Genomic DNA, 19,679 nt, shown 5'->3' with positions numbered 1-19,679 from the left:
CTGTTGCTCGCGTCGATGGCCAGATCGGAACACCCCGCTGCTGTTGTCGACCGCGTTGCGCATAGCAGGGCGATTCTGGAAATCGAGCCGATCCCATCCGTGCCGTGCGGCGCATTCGCCTGCAGCGCCTTCTTTCGAGACGCATCATGTGGTTCCTGGCCATCCCCGCGCTGATCCTGTTGTGGATCGTCATCCAGGCACGGCAGCCCCCGCTGGAGGTGCGGCTGCAACAGGCGCTGCAGCAGGCGCGACAGGGCGACCTGAGGCGCTTGCGCGCCCTGTCCAGGGCATCCGTTGGCGATGCCGCGTATGCGCTGTTTCTGCAACTGGACGCCAAGGGCGAGCAGGCCGCAGCGCTGGCCGCACTGAAGCGTGCGGTCCATGCCCGCACCTGGCTGGACATCTGTGGTTGCAGCGTGGCCTTGCGCGAGTACGGCCGCCGTCGTTTTATGGGCGTGGGCACCACGCCCGACCATGCCGCGCTGCTGGCCGAATGGAGCCGTCCCGGCTGGTGCGCGGGCGCTGGCTGGGAGCCCGAACTTGCCTGGATCCAGGCCTGCGGCCCGGAGGCGTGCAGGGACGACGCGCGCGCCTGGTACTGGCTGTGCCTGGCCGATGCGCGCAAGCAGGAGGGCATGGGCGAGATCAGGTCGGTGGAACTGGCGCAGCAGGTGCGGGCGCATCTGACCCCGCTGGTGCCGGCGCCGGTGCGCCAGGCGATGCAGGAGCAGGCCGCGCACACCGCGCGCGACGATTACCTGTCCGGCAGATAGGCCGGACCGCGCGACAAGGCTCGGCCGCAGGCCCGGACGGCAATCGTCGGGACTGCGGACGCGTTCCGGCACAGGGGCTGATCGCAAGCGCAGCGCAGGCGCACGCGCCATCCGCGGCGAGCGCAGACAGCGCCATCGCTGCGACCGCAAATAGGTGTCGCCGGTGCGCCGGCGCGCGCCAGTCATGGCGCCGCGGGTATGATCGGGGCCATGAATGCTTCCGTCCTGCCGTCCTCGCCCCGCATCTGTTTCCTCGCCAGCGTCGCGCCGGAGGCGCAGCACGCGCGCGAACAATTGGTGACACGCTACGGAGACTGCGAGCCGGCCGACGCCGACGTGCTGTGCGCGCTCGGTGGCGACGGCTTCATGCTGCAGACCCTGCACCGCCACGGCAGCCTGGGCAAGCCGGTGTTCGGCATGAAGCTGGGCACGGTCGGCTTCCTGATGAACCAGTTCCGCGACGACGACCTGGTCGCGCGCCTGGCGCTGGCCGAACCGGCCAAGCTGCGGCCGCTGGAAATGCTGGCGCAGACCGAATCCGGCGCCACCACCGGCTCGCTGGCCTACAACGAGGTCTCGCTGCTGCGGCAGACCCGCCAGGCCGCGCACGTGAGCATCGACCTCAACGGTCAGACCCGCGTCGACGAACTGATCTGCGACGGCGTGCTGGTGTCCACCCCGGCCGGCAGCACCGCCTACAACTCCTCCGCGCACGGGCCGATCCTGCCGCTGGGCTCGCACACCCTGGCGCTGACCCCGATCGCCCCGTACCGGCCGCGGCGCTGGCGCGGCGCGATCCTCAAGGCCGACATCGAAGTGCGCTTTCGCGTGCTGGACCCGTACAAGCGCCCGGTCAGCGTCACCGCCGACTCGCACGAGACCCGCGACGTGGTCGAAGTCACCATCCGCGAATCCCGCGACCGCCTGGTCACCTTGCTGTTCGATCCGGAACACAACCTGGAGGAGCGGATCTTGAGCGAGCAATTTATGGTGTAGGGGCGGGGATTCGGGAGTCGGGATTGGGGATTCGTAACAGCGCACCGCGTTCTCCGATTCCTCTGTGCACCTTCCGATCCCTTTGCCCGCTTTTGCCAATCCCCAATCCCCACTGCCGAATCCCTGCTCTCATGTCCGACAACTCCCCCCGTCTGCTCACCGTCGCGGTCACCTCGCGCGCCCTGTTCGATCTGGAAGAGGGCCATGCTCTGTTCGAGCGGGAGGGGGTGGAGGCGTACAGCGCGTATCAGCGCGAGCGCGAGGACGATGTGCTGACGCCCGGGGTGGCGTTTCCGGTGGTGCGCAAGCTGTTGGCGCTGAACCAGGGCACGCCGCCGGAGACGCCGCCGGTGGAGGTGATTCTGCTCTCGCGCAATTCCGCCGACACCGGGCTGCGCATCTTCAATTCGATCCAGCACTACGGCCTGGGCATCGTGCGTGCCACCTTCACCTCCGGCGAGGCGACCTGGCCCTACGTCAAGCCGTTCGGCACCGACCTGTTCCTGTCGGCCAATCCGGAGTCGGTGCGCCGCGCGCTCAGCCACGGCATCGCCGCGGCGACCATCCTGCCCAAGCCACCCGGCGAGCACGCGCAGGAAGCGGCCGCGGCGGCTGGCGCGATCGACGCCGACCGTCTCTCCACGCAGCTGCGCATCGCCTTCGATGGCGATGCGGTGATCTTCGGCGACGAGGGCGAGCGCTTCTCGCGCGAGCAGGGCGTCGAAGCGTTCGGCCGCTACGAGCGCGAGAACGCCCGCGAGCCGCTGACCGGCGGGCCGTTCCGCAATTTCCTGTCGGCGCTGCACGCGCTGCAGTCCGCGTTCCCGGCCGGCGAAGCCTCGCCGATCCGCACCGCGCTGGTCACCGCGCGCTCGGCGCCGGCGCACGAGCGGGTGATCCGCACCCTGCGCGAATGGGGCGTGCGCCTGGACGAGGCGCTGTTCCTCGGCGGCCGCCACAAGGGCCCGTTCCTGCAGGCGTTCGGCGCGGACATCTTCTTCGACGATTCGCAGCACAACATCGACAGCGCCGCCCGCGAGCGCGTCGCCGCCGGGCATGTGCCGCACGGGGTCGCCAACGACATCGCCAAGCCGTGAGTGCGGCGCCCGGCGGCGGCCGCTGGGCCGCGCTGCGCCGCCTGCTGCGGCAGGGAGCGGACGCGCCCGCCGACCTGCGTCCCGGACGACCCTACGTGCGCCACGGCTGGCGCTACACCAGCCTGCAGTTCAAGGGCGAAGTGACCCAGAGCCGTATGTACACCTGGTGGCCGGACGTGCTGCAGGTGGGCTACACCCGCAGCATGCTTGGCGCGCTGCTGCTGCGCCCGGACCCGCGGCGGATCGGCATCGTCGGCCTCGGCGGCGGTTCGCAGGCCAAGTTCTGCTATCGGCACCTGCCGCAGGCGCGGATCGAGGCGATCGAGGCCGACGCCGACGTGCTGGCCCTGCGCGCGGCGTTCCGCATCCCGGACGACGACGCGCGCTTCGAGGCTGTGCACGGCGACGGCGCGCGGTTGCTGCGGCAACGGCGCGATCGCTACGACCTGCTGCTGCTCGACGCCTACGACGCCGACGGCATCCCGGCCGCGCTGCTCAGCCGCGGCTTCTACGAAGACTGCCACGCGGCGCTGGCACCGGGTGGGGTGCTGGCGGTAAACCTGTACGACACCGACACCCGCCGCCATCTGACGCATCTGCGTGCACTGTTCGGCGGCCGCGTGCTGCGCCTGGACGAGCCGCAGATGGACAACCACGTGGTGTTTGCCTGGACCGGCGCGCTGCCGGCGCTGGACGTGCACGCGGCCCTGGCACGCCTGCCATGGTCGGCACGCTGGCAACTGCGCACGCCGTTCCGGCGCGTGCAGCAGGCGCTGGCGGGCAGGACGGGGTCGGGCGCGCCGCGCTAGGCGGGGTCTGGCGGTATCCGGTCATTGGGTTGCGCGCGCATCGTTCGCACACGGCGCCTGCCGGACGTTGCACGCCATTGCTGGCAAACACAGCGCTGGCAAATACGTTGCACTCAGTTGCGATTTGCAAGAATTCCCGCTCGTTTGATGGAAGAGTCCGCGCATCGATGCGTCCGCAACACGAGTCAGCTGCGTCCCCGCCTGCGCACGCGGGCGCACATCCCGAGGCTGCCACGATTCTGTGGCGGACCACCGTGCCCGGCGTGGCCGCCCATCGACTCTGGCTGGACGAGCGGGCCGGGCAGGTGCTGGTCGCGGATGGATGGGGCGTGAGCTTCGGCGCGCTGCGGGTGCGCGCGCTGTCCCTGGCGACAGGCGACGAAGTGGCGTCGGTCGCCCTCGGCAACCAGGCGCGGGCCTTCGCCAGCGACGGCGAGGGCAGCGTGCTGGCGGCCACCGATACCAGGCTGTTCCGACTCGAGGCCGGCACGCTGCGCGTCGCGGAAAAGTGGACGTCGCGCATTCCGCGGTATATCGATCGCCTGCTGCCGCTCGGTGGCCATGTGCATGCGGTCAATGCCCGCTCCGCACAGCTCAGCGCCATCAGTCTGGCGGATGGCAGCGTGCGGCGCAGGGCGCTGGCGGAGGAATTGCAGCTGCACGCGACGCCCGATGGGAAGATCCTGGTCGTCGCGGCCGAGGGCAGTCTCTGGCTGGCCGAGCCGGGACTGCCGCAGCCGCCCAAGCGCATCGCACGGATACCGCCGATCTGCCACTCGGCGATGGACGGACACGGCCGCCTGTGGCTCTCGCTCGGACCCGGCCGCATCGTCGACGGCAACCGCGTGTCGTGGGCGGCATCGACCGCGAGCGCCGGCTTCATGGACCCGCCGTACACGTCGGTGACGGAGATCGACCTCGGCACCGACTTCTGGAGCATCGCGGTCACCCGCGATGGCCGCATGCTGACGGTGGCCGCCACCACGGCGACGACGGGCGAGCAAGCGCGGCATGTTCAGATGGGTGTCGCGTCCTTCCTCACCGAAGAATGCGCACCACACCGCTGGGTGCAGGCGCCGCCGGCGTTCGAGATCGCGCTGATGTGCCCGGACGTCGGGTGCGCGTTCGCTACCCGAAACCTGTGGCGTAGCGCTGGCGATCCGGAAGTATCCGAGCTGATCTGCCTGCAGTTGTAGCGACGCTCCCGTGTTGAGGCCAGGCAGGCAACGCTGGAGGACTGCCGATGTGCGCCTGGTCGAACAGTTGATCAGCCCTGCAGGCAACGAAGGGCAGGGGCGGCCCGATGTGCCTCCTGTGGGAGGGACTTCAGTCCCGACTGCATACTGTTTGATGAGACGTCCGCGCTTTGGTCGTCGCGACTTAAGGTCGCCTCCGATCAAGACAGGGCGCACCCGTAGGAGCGGCTTCAGCCGCGACAGCCACGCATGGGCTGCCTCGTCGCGGCTGAAGCCGCTCCTACGAGACAGGACGATGCCAGGCAAAACGGGGTGCTGGAGATGTTCTGAAAGGGGATCCAGCCCAGTCGCACGCCGCCGCCATCGCCTACAACGGCAACAGGATATTGCTGAGCTTCCACTGCAGCCCGTCGCGGGTGAACACGAACGGCACCGCGGTACCGTCGGCGGTGTGCACGGTGGCGACGAAGCGCGTGGTCGATTCGAAGCGGTGCTCGGCCTGGCGCAGCGGTTGCGGCGGGCGCGGCGCGGCGTAGGTATCGCCGCCGACGGTGTCGCCGCTGGCGCGTTTCCACAACGCGTCGCCCTGCATCAGCGCGCCGATGCCGGCCGGCGTGACCAGCGCGTCCACGCTCATCCCGCCGAGGCCGCCGGCCAGCGACAGCAGCGCACCGCCGAACAGGCTGGACTGCAGGTCCGGACCAGCGCGGCGCACCAGCGCATCGTCCACCTGGGCCTTGAGGTTGACCCGCAGGGTGGGGAAGTCGACATAGCGCTCCAGCGCCGCCGCATCGCGCTCGCGCAGCGCCTGGTCGATGCCGCGGATGGCCAGGTAAGGCCCGGCGACGACGTAGCCGCCGAGGGCGAGCAGGGCGAGGAACAGCAAGGCCAGCCATTTCTTCATCGTGTGCCTCGTTGCGCGTGTGCGCCTTCTGTAGGAGCGGCTTCCGCCGCGACGCGTTACCGGTGATGCCTGTCGCGGCTGAAGCCGCTCCTACGGGGAGCGCTGCGTCTCAGAACTCAAGGTCCAGCGCCGCGCACAGATAGTCCACGAACGGGCCCAGCGTCTGCAGGTCGGCGGCGATCTGCGTGCGCAGCCGTGGGCCGGTCATGGTGGCGTCGTCGAGCTGACGCCAGAACACCCAGTTCTTGTGCTTGAGGTCGTCGATGCATTCGAAGTCGGCCGGGAAACCACGCGGCGGGCGCACCAGCATCTCGCTTTCCTCGAAGTCGAAGCGGCGGCGCAGCGCCGGCGCATGCGCGGCGGCCTTCCAACTGCCGGGATTGTCGAAGATGAACTGGCGCACCTTGCGCTGGGTGTCCGGCTCCGGATGCCACAGCCCGGCGCCGACGAAGCTCTCGCCCGGCTGCAGGTGGATGTAGAACGACGGCGCAGGCACCTGCTGGCGCCGCTCGTGGAACAGGCGTGCACCCTGCCAGGTCTTGTACGGCGATTTGTCGTGGGAGAAGCGCGCGTCGCGGTGAATGCGGAACAGCGAGCCGCCGACGCCGCGCGGATCGGCGCGGAAATGTTCGCTGACCTGGGCCAGGTCCGGCTGCAGGTCGGTGATCAGGCGCAGGAACGGCTGGCGCACGTGTTCTTCGTACTTGTGCCGGTTGTCGTTGAACCAGGCCTTGTCGTTGTGCCGCGCCAGGGCACGCAGGAACTTGAAGCTGGCGTCGCTGAAGTAGCTGGTCATAGGCTGCGTTGCAGGTCGTGGCCCCAGGCGGCCAACTGGTCGAGCAGGGCTTGCTTGGTAGCATCTTGCGGGTGAGCCAGGCGTAAACCGGCCAGTTCCGCGTAGAACGCGTCGAAGTTCAGTTCGGACAGGCCGCTGTCCTGCTGCAGGCGCTGCCGCCGGTAATCGTCCCAACGTGCCTGCTCGGCGATGGACAGGCTCTGCGGCCAGTTGCGCGCGCGGTAGCGGAACAGCAGTTCGGGCAGGCGCGGATCGCGGAACTGGCCTTCGAGCGCGGCCAGTTGCGCCGGTGGGGTGGCGCGGACCTGGGCCATCGTGCGCTTGTCGCCATCGGCCAGGAAGCCGTCGTACAGCGACGCGTCGACATCCGCCGGTACCGCGGCGCGCTCGCTGGCGAACACCCGCCGCACCTTCTCCGCCAGCGCCGGGCCGGCCTCGCGCAGGCGCTCTGCCTTGGCCAGGAGTTGCGCGGGGTCCAGCCGCAGCCGGGCGAAATCCGCTTCGCGCAGGTGCGCCCAGGCGACCAGCGCCGGCGCCTTGTTCAGATGCACTTCCTTGAGCGGGATGCGCTGCTCGCCCTCGGGCAGGTCGGCCTGCGGGGTGTACAGGCGGTCGGCGATCTGTTCCGGCGTATAGCGCAGCAGCGGCTCGATGTCGCCTTCCAGGTCGAACACCAGCACCCGGCTGTCGATGCGCGGGTGCCGCGCCAAAGGCAGCACCGGCGCCGCGCACAGGCGCGCGGCCGGATAGCGCATCGACACGTGCAGCACCGGCTGCATCGCCACCGCGTCGAGCAGGCTGCCGCAGAAGCGCTTATCGCGCAGCTTCAGCGCGTACTCCCACAGCCGCGGCTGGCTGCGGCGGAAGTGCCGGGCCATGCCGATGGTGGCGTACACGTCGGACAGTGCCTCGTGCGCATCGCCGTCGCGCACGCCGTTGGCCAGCGCCAGTTGCTCCAGCTTGAACGAGGTGGCGCCATCCTCGCGCTGCGGCCAGACGATACCCTCCGGGCGCAGCGCGTGCATCAGCCGCAGCATGTCCAGCAGGTCCCAGCGCGAGTTGCCGTTGCGCCACTCGCGTTCGTAGGGATCGTAGAAGTTGCGGAACAGGCCGTGGCGCACGAACTCGTCGTCGAAGCGCAGCGAGTTGTAGCCCAGCGTGCAGGTCTGCGGCCGCGCCATCTGCTCGGCGATGCGCGCGAACGCCTCGGCTTCGCTGACGCCTTCGCGCAAGGCCTGCTGCGGGGCGATGCCGGTGATGAGGGTGGCGACCGGCGAGGGCAGCAGGTCGTCGGCCGGTTTGACGAAGAAACTGATCGGCTCCTCGATCACGTTCAGCTCGGCATCGGTGCGCACCGCGGCGAACTGCGCGATGCGCGTGCGCCGCGGATCGGCGCCGAAGGTTTCCAGGTCGTAGAAGAGGAAGCTGTCGGGCATGACGAATCGAATGGTGCGAGGCAGGCGAGGCTAGGAGCGTGGGAATGCGTGTAGGAGCGGCTTCAGCCGCGACAGACAATCCTGGTCACGCCCGTCGCGGCTGAAGCCGCTCCTACGGAAGAGCGGGTGCCCGGATAGGCTACGCCGGTTCAATGCGCCCCCTCCAGCGGTTCCAGTCGCGTGTGCACGATGCGCTCCAGCCAGTTCCAGTCGATCCGCGACAGATCGCTGTGGCCCTGCGTGGCCTGGACCAGGATGTCGCGCTGCACCTCGCTGCGTTCCAGCGCCTGCGCGTACGGCGTGCGCAGGAAGGTGACCATGGTGTAGTGCGGCACGAAGCGGGTGGGATGCCGCGCCTGCAGCGCCTGGCCGAGTTCGCGCTGCAGCAGGAAGCCGGCGTCGCCGACGCGATCGCGCATTTCCACGTAGTTCTCCAGCGCCATCTGCTGGATCGCGCCGGCGTTGGGCTTGCGCTCGGCCTCGAAGGCGGCATAGGCGCGCGCCAGGTCCGGCTCGCGCTGCAGGTGCGCGGCCAGCGCCGCGCAGTCCTCGAACGCGCAGTTCATGCCTTGCCCGTGGAACGGCACCATCGCGTGCGCGGCGTCGCCCAGCAGCACCGCGCGGCCGCCCAGGTGCCAGCGCTCCAGGCGCAGGGTGCCGAGCAGGCCCGGTGGGTGCTGCTCCCAGTGCTCGGCCAGTTGCGGCATCAGCGGCAGCGCATCGGCGAAATCGCGCGCGAACAGCGCCAGCGCTTCCTCGCCGTTGCGCACGGTGGCGAAGCTGGGCTCGCCCTTGTTGGGCAGGAACAGGGTGACGGTGAAGGTGCCTTCGTGGTTGGGCAGGGCGATGCACATGTAGTGCCCGCGCGGCCAGATGTGCAGGGCGTTGGGTTCGATGCGGAAGCCGCCGTCGGCGCCGGGCGGGATCTCCAGTTCCTTGTACGAGTGGTCGAGAAACTCGATGTGCTCGGCCATCGGCGCCTTGCGCTGCATCGCCGCGCGCAGCGCCGAGCCGGCGCCGTCGGCGCCGATCATGCTGTCGAAGCGGATGTCGTGCGGCTGGTCGTCGCGGTCGTCGATGAAACGCGCATAGCCGGCGTCGAAATCCACGGTGTGCAGGCGCCGGTAGAAGTGGATGCGTGCGCCGGCCTGCTCGGCCAGCTGCAGCAGGGTGATGTTGAGGTCGTTGCGGTGCACCGACCAGATCACCTCGCTGTCGTCGCGGCCATAGCGCTGCAACTGCTGCTGGCCGTCGGCGAAATGCACCATGCGCCCGCGCATCATCACCGCCTTGGCCATCACCGCGGCATCGGCGCCGGCCTGGCGCAGCACGTGCAGGCCGCGTTCGGCCAGGGCCAGGTTGATCGAGCGGCCGCGCTCGTAATCGTGCACGCGCGGGTCGCCGCGGCGCTCGTAGACGGTGACCTGCCAGCCCTGGCGCGAGAGCAGGATGGCGAGCAGGGAGCCGGCCAGGCCGGCGCCGATCAGGGTGATGTTGCGGGGGGATGCGTTCAATGCGGTGTCCGGAAGACGCGGCCGCTGGCCGCGCGAAGAAGGCGGCTCAGACGCCGGCCCAGGTTTCCACTTCCTCGACGAAGCGGTAGACGTCGCGGTAGCGGTTGTACAGCGGCACCGGACTGATCCGGATCACGTCCGGCTCGCGCCAGTCGCCGAGCACACCGACCGATTGCAGGTACTCGAACAGGGCGCGGCCGCGCTCGCGGCCGCCGGCCACGCGCAGCGACAGCTGGCAGCCGCGTTGTGCCGGGTCGGACGGGGTGATGATCTGCAGGGTATCGGCCAGGCGGGCGCGGATCAGCGTCTCCAGGTAGCCGGTGAGCTGCTGCGACTTCTGCCGCAGCGCGTCCGCCCCGGCGCGCTCGAACAGGTCCAGCGAGGCGCGCAGCGGCGCCATGCTCAGGATCGGCGGATTGCTCAGCTGCCAGCCGTCGGCGCCGGGCGCGGCGACGAACTCGGGCGCCATGCGGAAGCGGGTGCGCTTGTCGTGGCCCCACCAGCCGGCGAAGCGCGGGGTGTCGCCGTGGCCATGGCGCGCGTGCACGAAGGCGCCGGCGACCGCGCCGGGCCCGGCGTTGAGGTACTTGTAGTGGCACCACACCGCGAAGTCCGGGGCGGCATCGTGCAGCTGCAGCGGCACGTTGCCGATGGCGTGGGCCAGGTCGAAGCCGACCGCGGCGCCGGCCGCACGTGCCAGCCGCGCCACCGCGGCCAGGTCGAAGGCCTGGCCGGTGCGATACTGCACGCCCGGCCACAGCACCAGCGCCAGGCGCGGGCCGTGCTCGGCGATGGCGCGTTCGATCGCCGCCAGCGACACGGTGCCGTCGGCGCCGTCGGGCTGCACTTCGATCAGGTCGGTGGCGGGGTCGAAGCCGTGGAAGCGGATCTGCGAGGCCACCGCGTGCTGGTCGGAGGGAAACGCGCCGGCCTCGATCAGGATCGCCGGGCGCTCGCGGGTGGGCCGGTAGAAGCTGACCATCAGCAGGTGCAGGTTCACCGTCAACGTGTTCATCGCCACCACTTCGTGCGGATGCGCACCGACCAGCCGCGCCAGCGGCGCGGCCAGCAGTTCGTGGTAGGTCATCCACTGGGTATCGCCGTTGAAATGGCCTTCCACCGCCAGCGATGACCACTTGTCCAGCACCTCCTGCACCGCGGCGCGCGCGCCGCGCGGCTGCAGGCCCAGCGAGTTGCCGACGAAATAGGCCTGGTCGGCACCTTGGTGCTGCGGGAACAGGAATTCCTGGCGCAGGGCGCGCAGCGGATCGGCGGCGTCGAGGGCGATGGCGTGCTGGCGGGACAGGATCTCGTTCATCGGCATTGGTTCCGGGAAGCAGGGCGAGAGTCTAGAGCGTGCGGGACGATGTGAGGTGACTGCCGGGCGGCGTGGGCGGGCGCTGCGGCGCGGGCCTTGCCGAGCGCGCAGGCCGCGGCGGTGTTCACCCGCTGCGGTGCGCGGTCGCCGGTGGATGTTCCTTGGTGGCCGCGGTCGCCGGCAGCAGCGCACTGCGGACCAGATGGGTGAGGGTGCCGATGCTGTCGGCGACACGGTCGCTGGTGTCGCCCAGTGCGGACAGGGCGCCGCCGTCGCTGCCGTCCTGCGGCTGCGCGGCCAGCGCCTCGGCCAGGCGCCGCTCGTCCGCGCGCAGGCTGGCCTGCGGCGGTGGCGTGCCGCTGCGCAGGCCCTCGGCCAGTTCGGTCAGCGCGGCATGCGCCTGCTGCCGGAAGTGCTGCAGTTCCGGCAGCGGCGGCGGTGGCGGCGCATCGCGCAGCACCGCCTCCAGCGCCAGCGAGGCGCGGATCAGCCGGTTGCCGTTGGCCAGCACCGACTCGGCCAGGGTCAGTTCGCGCAGGTTGCGCTTGCGTCGCGGCTCGCCGCGCAGGCGTTCGATGGAGGCCTGCGCGTTGGTGCGCGCGGTGCGCGAGGCCGCGCGGGTCTCCGGCAGCGCCTGCAGGCGGCCTTCCAGCACCGCGTCGAGATGGTCGCGGTAGGCGAGCAGCAACTGCGCCAGGATCGCGCGGATGTGCTTGCGTTCCCAGGTCGGCCACAGCGCGTAGGCGGCCAGCGCCAGCGCGCTGCCGAGCACGGTGGCCTGAATGCGCTCGCCGATCGCCTCGCCCGGGGCCATGCCCTCGAACGACAGCAACAGCACCAGCATGCCGGTCAGCGACGCCACGCCGAGCCCGTAGTTGACCTGGGTCAGCAGGCGGAATCCCAGGCAGAACACGGTCAGCAACAGCAGCCGCACCACCGCCCCGTCCATCACGAAGTGGGCCAGCACGGTGGCCAGCAGCAGCCCGGCGAAGGTGCCGGCCACGCGCAGCGCACCGAAGCTGAGGGTGCCGCCGAAATCCGGCTTGAGCACGATCGCCGTGGTCATCGGGATCCAGTAGCCGTGCGGGATCGCCTGCCAGCGCGCGAACAGCACCGCCAGCGCCAGGCACACCCCGCAGCGCAACGCGTGGCGGAACGCCACCGAGGACAGATTCAGGTTCGCCCGCAAGGTCTGCAGCGGCGCCAGCGGGCGCAGTGCCGCCGGCAACTGCGCTTCGGCCAGTTCGGCCTGGATCTCGCCGCGGCTGCTGGCCCAGCGGCCGTTGCGTGCCAGCGCGCGCAACTGGCCGCCCAGGCCCTGTGCGCGCGCCACCGCGATGCGCAGCAGGCGGCGTTCGCGGGTGTCCTCGGCCTGCGCCTGCACCTGCGCCAGCGCGTCCACCAGATCGTCGAATCCGGTCATCGACGCAGTGGCCGCGTCTGGGTCCTCGGCGCTGTCCAGTGCGTGCGCGAGCTGGTCCAGCACCACCGCGCTGCGCTCGAGCACGCGTTCGATCGGCAGCCGCGCCGGCGATGCCGGCTCCAGGCGTCCGTGCAGGTCGGCCAGGGTCAGTAGTTCCAGCCGCGCGCGTTCGCACAATTCGGCGATGACCCGGAACGCCTGCACCGCACGCCCACGCGAGCGGTGTTCGCCGTGCAGCATCACCATCGCCTCCAGCACCGCCTCGGTGGCCGGCGGCGCCGCGGTCGCGCTCGGCCGCTGGCGGGCAATGCCGGCCAGCTGCCGCATCAGGTCGGCCAGGGCGAAGCGCTCCGGGCGGTAGCGCTGCAGCGGCCAGGCCGCCAGCGCCATCAGCATCTGCAGCACGCCGCCGGCGAAGATCAGCGTGGCCACGCCCACGCTCTGCAGCGCCGGCAAGCGCACGTCGGCGCTGACCACCAGCAGGATCATGCTGGTCAGCCCGACCCGCGCCGCCACCGGGCCCAACGCCACCAGCAGGCCGCCGCCGAGGCCGAGCAGCAGCGCGCTCAGTGCCAGCGCCACGGTATGCGCGCCGATCAGCATGCCGAGCAGCGCGGCGACCCCGGCCGCCAGCGCGGCCATCAGCATGCGCTGCATCCGCGCCCGGTACGGGCCGGGCTGGTCGGAGAACATGGTGTTGAGCGCGCCGGTGGACACCGCCAGGCCCAGCTCGGCATGGCCGGCGGCCACGCCCAGCGCCAGCGGCGCGACCACCGCGGCGGTGTTGCGCAGGGCCACGCGCACCGGCACGTCGCGCGGCTTGAGCGCGATCAGGCTGCGCAGCATTGCGGTCCCGAATGGCGCGGGCGCCAGGCGATCACGGCGCGGCGGCCGCCGGCAGCGGATGCACGTGGCCGCAGCGGGCGCAGGTGCGCAGCGCTTCGGAGGCATAGAAGCGCGCGAACACCGGCGGGAAGTCGGTCTCGATGTCCTGCAGCGGGAAGTAGGCTTCGTGCAGCAGGTGGTTGCAGCGCTCGCAGAACCACAGCAGGCCGTCCTGCTCGTGCGGCAGGCGTCGCCGCTCGATCACCAGACCGACCGAGTCGGGTCCGCGCTGCGGCGAGTGCGGCACCTTGGGCGGCAGCAGGAAGGTCTCGCCGGCACGGATCGGGATCTCGCGCACCGCGCCGTCTTCCTGGATCTTCAGCACCATCTCGCCTTCGAGTTGGTAGAACCACTCCGGGCCTTCGTCGTAGTGGTAGTCGCTGCGCGCGTTCGGCCCGCCGACCACCATGACGATGAAGTCGCCGGCATACAGGCACTTGTTGCCCACCGGCGGCTTGAGCAGGTGGCGGTGGGCGTCGATCCAGGCGTGCAGGTTGAGTGGGCCGGGGAGCATGCGGGTTCCTTGCGGAAAGGGGCGGAGCGGCGGACCGCTCAGCGGTCCTCGCGGTCCTGGCCGATCCGCGCCAGGGCGGCGTCGTAGCGCGGGACCAGGTCCTCGATGCGGTCAAGTTCCATGCCCAGGTCGTGCACGCGGCCGTCGCGCAGGCTGTAGACCCAGCCGTGCACGGTCAGTTCCTGGCCGCGCGCCCAGGCGTCGAGCACGATCGAGGTCCGGCTGACGTTGACCACCTGCTCGAGCACGTTGAGCTCGCACAGGCGCGCATGCTGCACGTTGAGGTCGCCGGCCTGCTGCAGGCACTGCTCGTGCTTCTCGGCCACGTCGGTGACGTGGCGGATCCAGTTGTCGACCAGGCCCAGCCGCGCGCGGGTCAGGCCCGCGTGCACGCCGCCGCAGCCGTAGTGGCCCACGACCAGGATGTGCCGCACCTTCAGCACCTCGACCGCGAACTGGATCACCGACAGGCAGTTGAGGTCGGTGTGCACGACCACGTTGGCGATGTTGCGGTGGACGAACACCTCGCCCGGTGCCATGTCGATGATCTGGTTCGCCGGCACCCGCGAATCGGAGCAGCCGATCCACAGGTACTCCGGCGTCTGCTGTTTGGACAGGCGGCTGAAGAAATCCGGGTCTTCGCGACTGATGCGATCGGACCAGGCGCGATTGTTGCGCAGGAGTTCGGCGATTTTGCTCATTGCCGGCCATTATCCCAGAAGCCCGCGGCCCGCGCGCGGCCCGCGCCCATGCAGCGCCTGCATGCCCGACGCGCGGATGCGCGCGGCGGCTCAGTGTGCAGGCGCCGCCGGATCGGGCTTTTGCCGATCCCGCCGACGCGGGCCGCTGCGCAGACTTCCTCCACGCCCACACCGGGCATCAGCGGAGGATCCCATGGCCGACTTCAACGCGTTCTTTCCGACCCTGCTCAAGCACGAGGGCGGCTTCGTCAACGATCCGGTGGACCCGGGCGGTGCCACCAACAAGGGCGTCACCATGGCCACGTTCCGCCTGTACGCCAAGAGCCTGCTGCAACTGGAGCCGACCCTGGACAATCTGCGTGCGCTCACCGACGCGCAGGCCGGGGTGATCTACAAGACCTGCTACTGGAATGCGGTGCATGGCGACGAGATCGCGCTGCAGCCGCTGGCCAACATCCTGTTCGACTTCCAGGTCAACGCCGGCAACAACGCCATCAAGCTGCTGCAGCGCGTGCTCAACGCGCAGACGCCGGCGCTGAAGCTGCCGGAGGACGGCAAGTTCGGTCCGGCCACCCTGGCGGCGCTGAAGGCCGCCGACCAGCGCGATCTGTACGCACGCTACAAGCAGGGCCGGCGCGACTACTACCAGCGCCTGGTCGCGGCCAAGCCGCCGCTGGGCAAGTTCCTCAAGGGCTGGCTGGCGCGCACCGACTCCTTTCCTGACCTGACCTGACCTGAGCTGACCTGAGCTGACCTGAGCTGACCTGAGTTGAGCGAGCGCGCGTGGCGCGCGCCGCCGATCCGCCGCCGTCGCCGACGGTGGCCTTCTTTCTCCCGGAGCGACCATGGCTGGACCGACCGCATTGAACGACCTGATCGAAGCGCTGGCTGGCGCGGTGATCGAGGCGCAGGACCGCATCGAGCAGCACCAGATGGCCAACCTCGGCGACTACTTCGACGAGTTCCACCGGCCCAAGAGCGTGATCATCCGCCTGCCGTCGCAGCACCCGCAGGCGGCCGAGGGCGACGAGGACTACTACCGCGCGCCGCTGCTGCCGCTGGTCTCGACCAACGTGCTGCGGATCAAGGACGTGGAGATCAGCTTCGATGCGCAGCTCGGTGACCTCGGCGGCCTGCAGTCCGCCGACGGCTTCTTCGCGCCGGAACCGCCAGGCCCGCAGGCGGCCTGGCAGGCCAAGCGCACCGCCACCCGTTCCAGCGTGCGCGTGGATACCAGCGCCAGCGCGCGGAGCCAGCGCCAGAGTGCCGTCCACGTCGTATTGCGCGTGGAAGGCACCGAACCGACTGACGGAGCGGCCAGATTGCTCAACCATCTGGCGCAGACGCAGGGCGTGTTCAAGACGGTCATGGCCGACAAGCCGGACGTCGCGGGCACGGACGATGTAACCAATCCCACCAACTAAGGAGTCACTGCAATGGCTGACGAACTCGTCAACATATCAAGTCAATTCAAGGGTCTGCCGATGGGCGACCTGATCGGCGGCCCGCTCGATGCGGCCTGCGACGCGCAGGTCAAGCTGGCCCGCGCCACCGCCGATTTCATCCGCGTCATCGGCTTCCTGCCGCCGCCCGATCCCGCCAAGGATCCACAGGGCACCGGCGGTACCCGCACCGCCAGCTTCCGCTTCAAGCGGCCGGTCGACGACCCGGAAACGGCAGGCGGCATCGCCGAGGAGGAGGTCGAACTGGAAGTGCCGTTGCTGGCCATCGTCAATGTGCCCAGCCTGAGCATCCAGACCGTGGACGTCACCTTCAACATGGAAGTGAAGTCGTCCTTCACCGCGACGGAAAAGACCAATGCCCAGGCGTCGATGTCGGCGGACATGCAGTTCGGCTGGGGCATGTTCAAGGCCAAGGTGAACATCCAGGGCTCGGTCTCCACTGCCAAGGAGAACACACGCAGTTCCGACAACTCGGCCAAGTACCAGGTCTCGGTGCATGCCGCGGACAAGGGCCCGCCGGAAGGTCTGGCGCGGGTGTTGGACATCCTGCAGAGCTCGGTGGCGCCGCGCAAGGTCGGCAAGCCGGTGCCGGTGACCTGATCGTCGCGGTCGAGACGACCGCGACGCCGCAGGCAGGCGCGGCCGGTGTCGGGATATCGCCTGTGCCTTCGCGCACAGCCGGTTCCGGCGCCGGCCGCGCCCTTCCGGCGCGACGCGCCGATCGCATCAGCGCCGGCCGTCGCCGCCGGATGAAGCAATGTGCCGAAGGAAGGATCAACGATGTTCGACCTCACTGAAGTCAAGTTCGTCAAGCGGGTCGTTGTCGGTAGCGACAACCCGACGCAGATGCAAACGCCCGAGCAGATCGAAGCCGCGCGGGCCCTGCTCAACCGGTGTCTGAGCGATTCGCCCAAGGGCGCGATCATCGGCACCGAGAAGAATTTCGCCGTGCTGCAGATCGGCGAGCACCAGGTGGTGATGCAGTGGCTGTGCTACCACGTGGGCTTCCCGCGCAAGCCCGGCTGGCTGAAGGACGACTGATGGCCAGGCTGCGTTGCGATTTCGACCTGCTGTTGCAGGGATTGTCGGCGGCCTTGCTGGAGGCGCAGCGGCGCTGCCGGGCCCGCCACGCGCGGGCACTGCGCGCATGCTTCGGCGCCGCCGAGACCGTGCAGGTGGTGACGGAGGAGGCCGAGCCGCCGGCGTTGCAGATCCCACTGTGGGAACTGCGTGCATGGCAACTGCCGCAGATCGGCGAACTGGCCCTGTCCTTCGATGTGGAACTGGAGGTGGTGGAGATGCCGGACGAGGCGCCGCGCCTGCTGCTGCAGGTGTCGCCGCGAAGGCCGCGCCGGCCCGGCCACCGCCTGCAGATCCTGTTCCGCGGCACCCATACCCCGGTCGGCGAGGTGCTGTTCGACGGGCAGCAACTGAAGCTCTGGCACCTGTCCGAACCGGCCACCCCTCACGACCCCGACCAGGAGACGGCACATGCGTAGACACGGCTTTCTGCTGTCGCGGCACGACACCGACCTGTGGTGCCGAGAGCTGCACATCGACCTGCGCTCGCTGGCCCGCGCGCAGCGCTTGCGCCGGCGTCGACGGCTGGCGCTGTGGCTGCTTGCGGCCATGTTGCTGGGGGCGGCCGTGGTGGCGCTGGTCTGGTTCGGCCTGCACTGACCGCACCGTTCGTTTCCCTTTCGTATTTCCAGAGGAGAGTCGCATGCGTATCCGTTCGCGTGGTGTTGCACATTTCCCGCTTTGGCTGGCGCTGTGCCTGGCCTTGCCATCCGCTGCCGACGCCGCGCCGCAGGCGGGCACTGCGGCCAAGCCGGGCGCGGCGGCCAACGCCGAGGCGCTGCCGGCTGGCCAGTGGAGCGGCACCCTGACGCTGGAGGCACAACCGCCCGGTGCGGAGAATCTGGTCGCGCTGCGCCTGGTCCAGGACAGCGGCCAGGCAAGGCTCGCCTTCGGCTCGCCGCTGAACTGCAACGCGCTGGTCAAGTCGCAGAGGGCTGGCGGCTTCGTTCTGGACTCGATCAACGGGGGAGCCTACTGCGACAAGTTGATGGGCAAGCCGCTGCGCGTGCAGCGCAGTGGCGACGACCTGCGGCTGTTCGTCGACGGCAATGCCCTGCTGGTGGTGCTGCACACCGATCCTGGTCGGCCCAGTCCGCTGACGGGTACATGGCAGGGGCTGGACTCCGGCGGAAAGATCCTCGAAAAGCCGACCCTGGAGGTGACGGTCTCGTCCAGCCCGCAGGCGCCAGGCAGTCCCACGGTGGAACTGCACTACGGCACGCCCTGGGGCTGCAAGGTGCAGGCGCGCTACGTTGGCATGCGCGCGGATGCGGCGGTGTATTCGCTGGATATGAACGACCAGGGGCACTGCGCGGAACTGAGCGACGGCCGTCTGGTCTTGCGTGCAACGCCGGGCGGGGGCGTCAGTCTCCAGATCGCCGGCAAGGCCGGGAAGTCCCCACGCGTCGTGCCGCTGAAGCGCGTGTCCGCCAGCCGGTAATCCGTGGCGCATGCGCGCCGGCCGTCGTTTCCGTCCAGGAGTGGCGCAATGAACGTCTGGATCAAGACGCTGGCCGGCGCGTTGCGGCGCCGGCTGACCGCGGCCCACAGTGGCGTGCCGCGGCTGCCGCCGCCGGGCATCCTGCCGCAGTTGCTCGCCGAGTGCGAAGCGATGGCGCGCTATGCGCTGGAGCACGGCTTGGCGGTGCCGCCGGAACTGATCGCGCGCCTGTCGGTGCTGGTGAGTGTCGGTTCAGCGGAGGGCGCGGCCGGCGACAGCGACATCGAGCCGCGCGCGCACGAACTGGCGGTGACCCATCGACGGCTGGCGCAACTGATCCGCCCGGCGACACCGCAGGCGGTGTTCCTGCTTGATGCCGAGCGCCGCCGCCCGCACTGGGCGATCTTCCTCGGCCCGCTGCCGCTGGTGCGCGCGCTCACTGCCACCTCGCTCATGTTCCTGTTCCTGGTGGTGGCGACGGCGTTGTCCAGCAAGGTCAGTGCGGACAACGTGCGCCTGGGATTCCTGGATTCGTCCGGCAGCGTGCTGCTGTGGAACGCGCTGTTCCTGCTGTTCTGCGCCGGCCTGGGCGCATCGTTCTCCTCGCTGTTCCAGGTGCACCGCTACGTCGCCGACGCCAGCTACGACCCCAAGTACGACGCCTCCTATGGCGCGCGCATGATCCTGGGCCTGATCGCCGGCCTGATCCTGGTCGAAGTGCTGCCGCCGGACCTGTTCGAGACCGGCGGCATGCGCAGCTTCGGCAAGCCGACCCTGGCGATGCTGGGCGGCTTTTCCGCCACCGCGGTGTACCGCCTGCTGCAACGCCTGGTCGATGCCATGGAAACGCTGGTGCGCGGCGACACCTCGGCGCAGGCGCAGGCCTCGCTCGAGGTACAGCGTGCCAGCAACGACACCGAGCGCATGCGCTGGCAGGGCGAACTGGCCGCGCAACTGATGGCGCTGCAACAGTCGATCGAGGCGGGCACGCCGCCAGCGGCGGTCCAGCAACGTCTCGCCGAGTTCGCCCGCGCGATGCTGCAGGTGGAAGCCGCGCGGCTGCCGCCCCCATCAGCGTCTTCCGACTGAGGCGCGCCTCTCCTCGCCAGCAGGACCCGCACGCAGGAACGGCGTGAGGCTGCGACCGGCGTGGCCGGGAAGCTCCATCGCGGCGGATCCCGCAGAACGGGACGCGCGCCGCTCCACAAGACCGCGTGTCGCGCGGCGAAGCCGGGCGTTGGACGTGCCCGGATGGCACTCGCGTGGCGTCCGCACCGCACGCGCCCTCAGCATCGATCGCGGCGCAGGACTTCGGTCTGCGTCACAGGCCGAG

The 19,679-nt window shown here is 70.0% G+C and carries 21 protein-coding genes; 13 read left to right on the top strand and 8 right to left on the bottom strand.

The window, feature by feature from the left end; genetic code table 11:
• Positions 1-146 precede the first annotated feature (146 nt).
• The 5 genes from AC1PLR_RS11705 to AC1PLR_RS11685 all read left to right on the top strand — a co-directional run bounded on the left by AC1PLR_RS11705 (position 147) and on the right by AC1PLR_RS11685 (position 4,871).
• Positions 147-773, top strand: coding sequence for a hypothetical protein (locus AC1PLR_RS11705; protein ID WP_481101094.1), 627 nt, complete (start codon positions 147-149; stop codon positions 771-773).
• Positions 774-998: 225 nt separating this feature from the next.
• Positions 999-1,769, top strand: coding sequence for an NAD kinase (locus AC1PLR_RS11700; RefSeq protein WP_029562019.1), 771 nt, complete (start codon positions 999-1,001; stop codon positions 1,767-1,769).
• A 131-nt stretch (positions 1,770-1,900) separates the two neighbouring features.
• Positions 1,901-2,866: a 5'-nucleotidase gene (locus AC1PLR_RS11695; protein WP_010342503.1), complete on the top strand. Its 966-nt coding sequence runs from the start codon at positions 1,901-1,903 to the stop codon at positions 2,864-2,866.
• Entirely contained in the window at positions 2,863-3,675 is an 813-nt protein-coding gene (locus tag AC1PLR_RS11690) for a fused MFS/spermidine synthase (protein ID WP_481101093.1), read from the top strand. The genes AC1PLR_RS11695 and AC1PLR_RS11690 overlap by 4 nt, the downstream gene beginning before the upstream one ends.
• Positions 3,676-3,929: 254 nt before the next feature.
• A complete protein-coding gene (locus AC1PLR_RS11685) occupies positions 3,930-4,871 on the top strand; it encodes a YncE family protein (protein WP_481101092.1) in 942 nt (313 codons plus the stop codon).
• 367 nt (positions 4,872-5,238) lie between these two features.
• Here the strand turns inward: AC1PLR_RS11685 and AC1PLR_RS11680 are convergent, their stop codons facing one another.
• The 8 genes from AC1PLR_RS11680 to can all read right to left on the bottom strand — a co-directional run bounded on the left by AC1PLR_RS11680 (position 5,239) and on the right by can (position 14,362).
• Positions 5,239-5,775, bottom strand: a complete 537-nt coding sequence (locus tag AC1PLR_RS11680; RefSeq protein WP_481101091.1) for a DUF2939 domain-containing protein — start codon at positions 5,773-5,775, stop codon at positions 5,239-5,241.
• A 109-nt stretch (positions 5,776-5,884) separates the two neighbouring features.
• A complete protein-coding gene (locus AC1PLR_RS11675) occupies positions 5,885-6,571 on the bottom strand; it encodes a DUF2461 domain-containing protein (RefSeq protein WP_481101090.1) in 687 nt (228 codons plus the stop codon).
• Complete coding sequence (gene sbcB / locus AC1PLR_RS11670) at positions 6,568-8,007, bottom strand: exodeoxyribonuclease I (protein ID WP_420009681.1); 1,440 nt, start codon at positions 8,005-8,007, stop codon at positions 6,568-6,570. The genes AC1PLR_RS11675 and sbcB overlap by 4 nt, the downstream gene beginning before the upstream one ends.
• A 149-nt stretch (positions 8,008-8,156) precedes the next feature.
• A complete protein-coding gene (locus tag AC1PLR_RS11665) occupies positions 8,157-9,521 on the bottom strand; it encodes an FAD-dependent oxidoreductase (RefSeq protein ID WP_481101089.1) in 1,365 nt (454 codons plus the stop codon).
• A gap of 46 nt (positions 9,522-9,567) precedes the next feature.
• Positions 9,568-10,839 carry a kynureninase gene (gene kynU / locus AC1PLR_RS11660; RefSeq protein ID WP_481101088.1) on the bottom strand — a complete coding sequence of 424 codons (1,272 nt, stop codon included), beginning with the start codon at positions 10,837-10,839 and terminating at the stop codon, positions 9,568-9,570.
• 124 nt (positions 10,840-10,963) lie between these two features.
• Positions 10,964-13,108: an FUSC family protein gene (locus tag AC1PLR_RS11655; protein WP_481101087.1), complete on the bottom strand. Its 2,145-nt coding sequence runs from the start codon at positions 13,106-13,108 to the stop codon at positions 10,964-10,966.
• Positions 13,109-13,139: 31 nt separating this feature from the next.
• The gene (locus AC1PLR_RS11650) at positions 13,140-13,661 is read right to left on the bottom strand and encodes a 3-hydroxyanthranilate 3,4-dioxygenase (protein WP_010342512.1); all 522 of its coding nucleotides are present in this window, start codon (positions 13,659-13,661) and stop codon (positions 13,140-13,142) included.
• 38 nt (positions 13,662-13,699) lie between these two features.
• Positions 13,700-14,362, bottom strand: a complete 663-nt coding sequence (gene can / locus AC1PLR_RS11645; protein ID WP_010342513.1) for a carbonate dehydratase — start codon at positions 14,360-14,362, stop codon at positions 13,700-13,702.
• Between the two features lie 193 nt (positions 14,363-14,555).
• On the opposite strand from can, the gene AC1PLR_RS11640 reads away from it, so the two are divergent.
• The 8 genes from AC1PLR_RS11640 to AC1PLR_RS11605 all read left to right on the top strand — a co-directional run bounded on the left by AC1PLR_RS11640 (position 14,556) and on the right by AC1PLR_RS11605 (position 19,435).
• Positions 14,556-15,095, top strand: a complete 540-nt coding sequence (locus AC1PLR_RS11640) for a glycoside hydrolase family 108 protein (RefSeq protein WP_481101086.1) — start codon at positions 14,556-14,558, stop codon at positions 15,093-15,095.
• A 112-nt stretch (positions 15,096-15,207) separates the two neighbouring features.
• Positions 15,208-15,786: a DUF2589 domain-containing protein gene (locus AC1PLR_RS11635; protein ID WP_209230850.1), complete on the top strand. Its 579-nt coding sequence runs from the start codon at positions 15,208-15,210 to the stop codon at positions 15,784-15,786.
• A gap of 12 nt (positions 15,787-15,798) precedes the next feature.
• Complete coding sequence (locus tag AC1PLR_RS11630; protein ID WP_481101085.1) at positions 15,799-16,425, top strand: DUF2589 domain-containing protein; 627 nt, start codon at positions 15,799-15,801, stop codon at positions 16,423-16,425.
• Positions 16,426-16,605: 180 nt separating this feature from the next.
• Positions 16,606-16,866 (top strand): hypothetical protein, encoded by a 261-nt coding sequence (locus AC1PLR_RS11625; protein ID WP_019800580.1) that lies wholly within the window; start codon positions 16,606-16,608, stop codon positions 16,864-16,866.
• Positions 16,866-17,324, top strand: a complete 459-nt coding sequence (locus AC1PLR_RS11620; RefSeq protein WP_481101084.1) for a hypothetical protein — start codon at positions 16,866-16,868, stop codon at positions 17,322-17,324. Before AC1PLR_RS11625 ends, AC1PLR_RS11620 begins: the two co-directional genes overlap by 1 nt.
• Positions 17,317-17,505, top strand: a complete 189-nt coding sequence (locus tag AC1PLR_RS11615; protein WP_481101083.1) for a hypothetical protein — start codon at positions 17,317-17,319, stop codon at positions 17,503-17,505. Before AC1PLR_RS11620 ends, AC1PLR_RS11615 begins: the two co-directional genes overlap by 8 nt.
• A gap of 43 nt (positions 17,506-17,548) precedes the next feature.
• The gene (locus AC1PLR_RS11610) at positions 17,549-18,346 is read left to right on the top strand and encodes a hypothetical protein (protein WP_481101082.1); all 798 of its coding nucleotides are present in this window, start codon (positions 17,549-17,551) and stop codon (positions 18,344-18,346) included.
• A 171-nt stretch (positions 18,347-18,517) separates the two neighbouring features.
• Positions 18,518-19,435, top strand: a complete 918-nt coding sequence (locus tag AC1PLR_RS11605; RefSeq protein WP_371182864.1) for a hypothetical protein — start codon at positions 18,518-18,520, stop codon at positions 19,433-19,435.
• Positions 19,436-19,679 lie beyond the last annotated feature (244 nt).

The organism is Xanthomonas sp. NCPPB 3570, assembly GCF_056725115.1.
Note: the sequence above shows the minus strand (reverse complement) of the source record. Positions and strands in the feature narration are given on the sequence as shown.

Excerpts from the sequence above, each read along its gene's own strand:
- AC1PLR_RS11605 (WP_371182864.1), top strand. The coding sequence starts at position 18,518 with ATGGCGCGCTATGCGCTGGAGCACGGCTTGGCGGTGCCGCCGGAACTG.
- AC1PLR_RS11650 (WP_010342512.1), bottom strand. The coding sequence starts at position 13,661 with ATGCTCCCCGGCCCACTCAACCTGCACGCCTGGATCGACGCCCACCGC.
- AC1PLR_RS11675 (WP_481101090.1), bottom strand. The coding sequence starts at position 6,571 with ATGACCAGCTACTTCAGCGACGCCAGCTTCAAGTTCCTGCGTGCCCTG.
- AC1PLR_RS11655 (WP_481101087.1), bottom strand. The coding sequence starts at position 13,108 with ATGCTGCGCAGCCTGATCGCGCTCAAGCCGCGCGACGTGCCGGTGCGC.
- kynU (WP_481101088.1), bottom strand. The coding sequence starts at position 10,839 with ATGAACGAGATCCTGTCCCGCCAGCACGCCATCGCCCTCGACGCCGCC.
- AC1PLR_RS11635 (WP_209230850.1), top strand. The coding sequence starts at position 15,208 with ATGGCTGGACCGACCGCATTGAACGACCTGATCGAAGCGCTGGCTGGC.
- AC1PLR_RS11625 (WP_019800580.1), top strand. The coding sequence starts at position 16,606 with ATGTTCGACCTCACTGAAGTCAAGTTCGTCAAGCGGGTCGTTGTCGGT.
- AC1PLR_RS11630 (WP_481101085.1), top strand. The coding sequence starts at position 15,799 with ATGGCTGACGAACTCGTCAACATATCAAGTCAATTCAAGGGTCTGCCG.
- AC1PLR_RS11615 (WP_481101083.1), top strand. The coding sequence starts at position 17,317 with ATGCGTAGACACGGCTTTCTGCTGTCGCGGCACGACACCGACCTGTGG.
- AC1PLR_RS11620 (WP_481101084.1), top strand. The coding sequence starts at position 16,866 with ATGGCCAGGCTGCGTTGCGATTTCGACCTGCTGTTGCAGGGATTGTCG.
- sbcB (WP_420009681.1), bottom strand. The coding sequence starts at position 8,007 with ATGCCCGACAGCTTCCTCTTCTACGACCTGGAAACCTTCGGCGCCGAT.
- AC1PLR_RS11610 (WP_481101082.1), top strand. The coding sequence starts at position 17,549 with ATGCGTATCCGTTCGCGTGGTGTTGCACATTTCCCGCTTTGGCTGGCG.
- AC1PLR_RS11680 (WP_481101091.1), bottom strand. The coding sequence starts at position 5,775 with ATGAAGAAATGGCTGGCCTTGCTGTTCCTCGCCCTGCTCGCCCTCGGC.
- can (WP_010342513.1), bottom strand. The coding sequence starts at position 14,362 with ATGAGCAAAATCGCCGAACTCCTGCGCAACAATCGCGCCTGGTCCGAT.
- AC1PLR_RS11640 (WP_481101086.1), top strand. The coding sequence starts at position 14,556 with ATGGCCGACTTCAACGCGTTCTTTCCGACCCTGCTCAAGCACGAGGGC.
- AC1PLR_RS11695 (WP_010342503.1), top strand. The coding sequence starts at position 1,901 with ATGTCCGACAACTCCCCCCGTCTGCTCACCGTCGCGGTCACCTCGCGC.
- AC1PLR_RS11705 (WP_481101094.1), top strand. The coding sequence starts at position 147 with ATGTGGTTCCTGGCCATCCCCGCGCTGATCCTGTTGTGGATCGTCATC.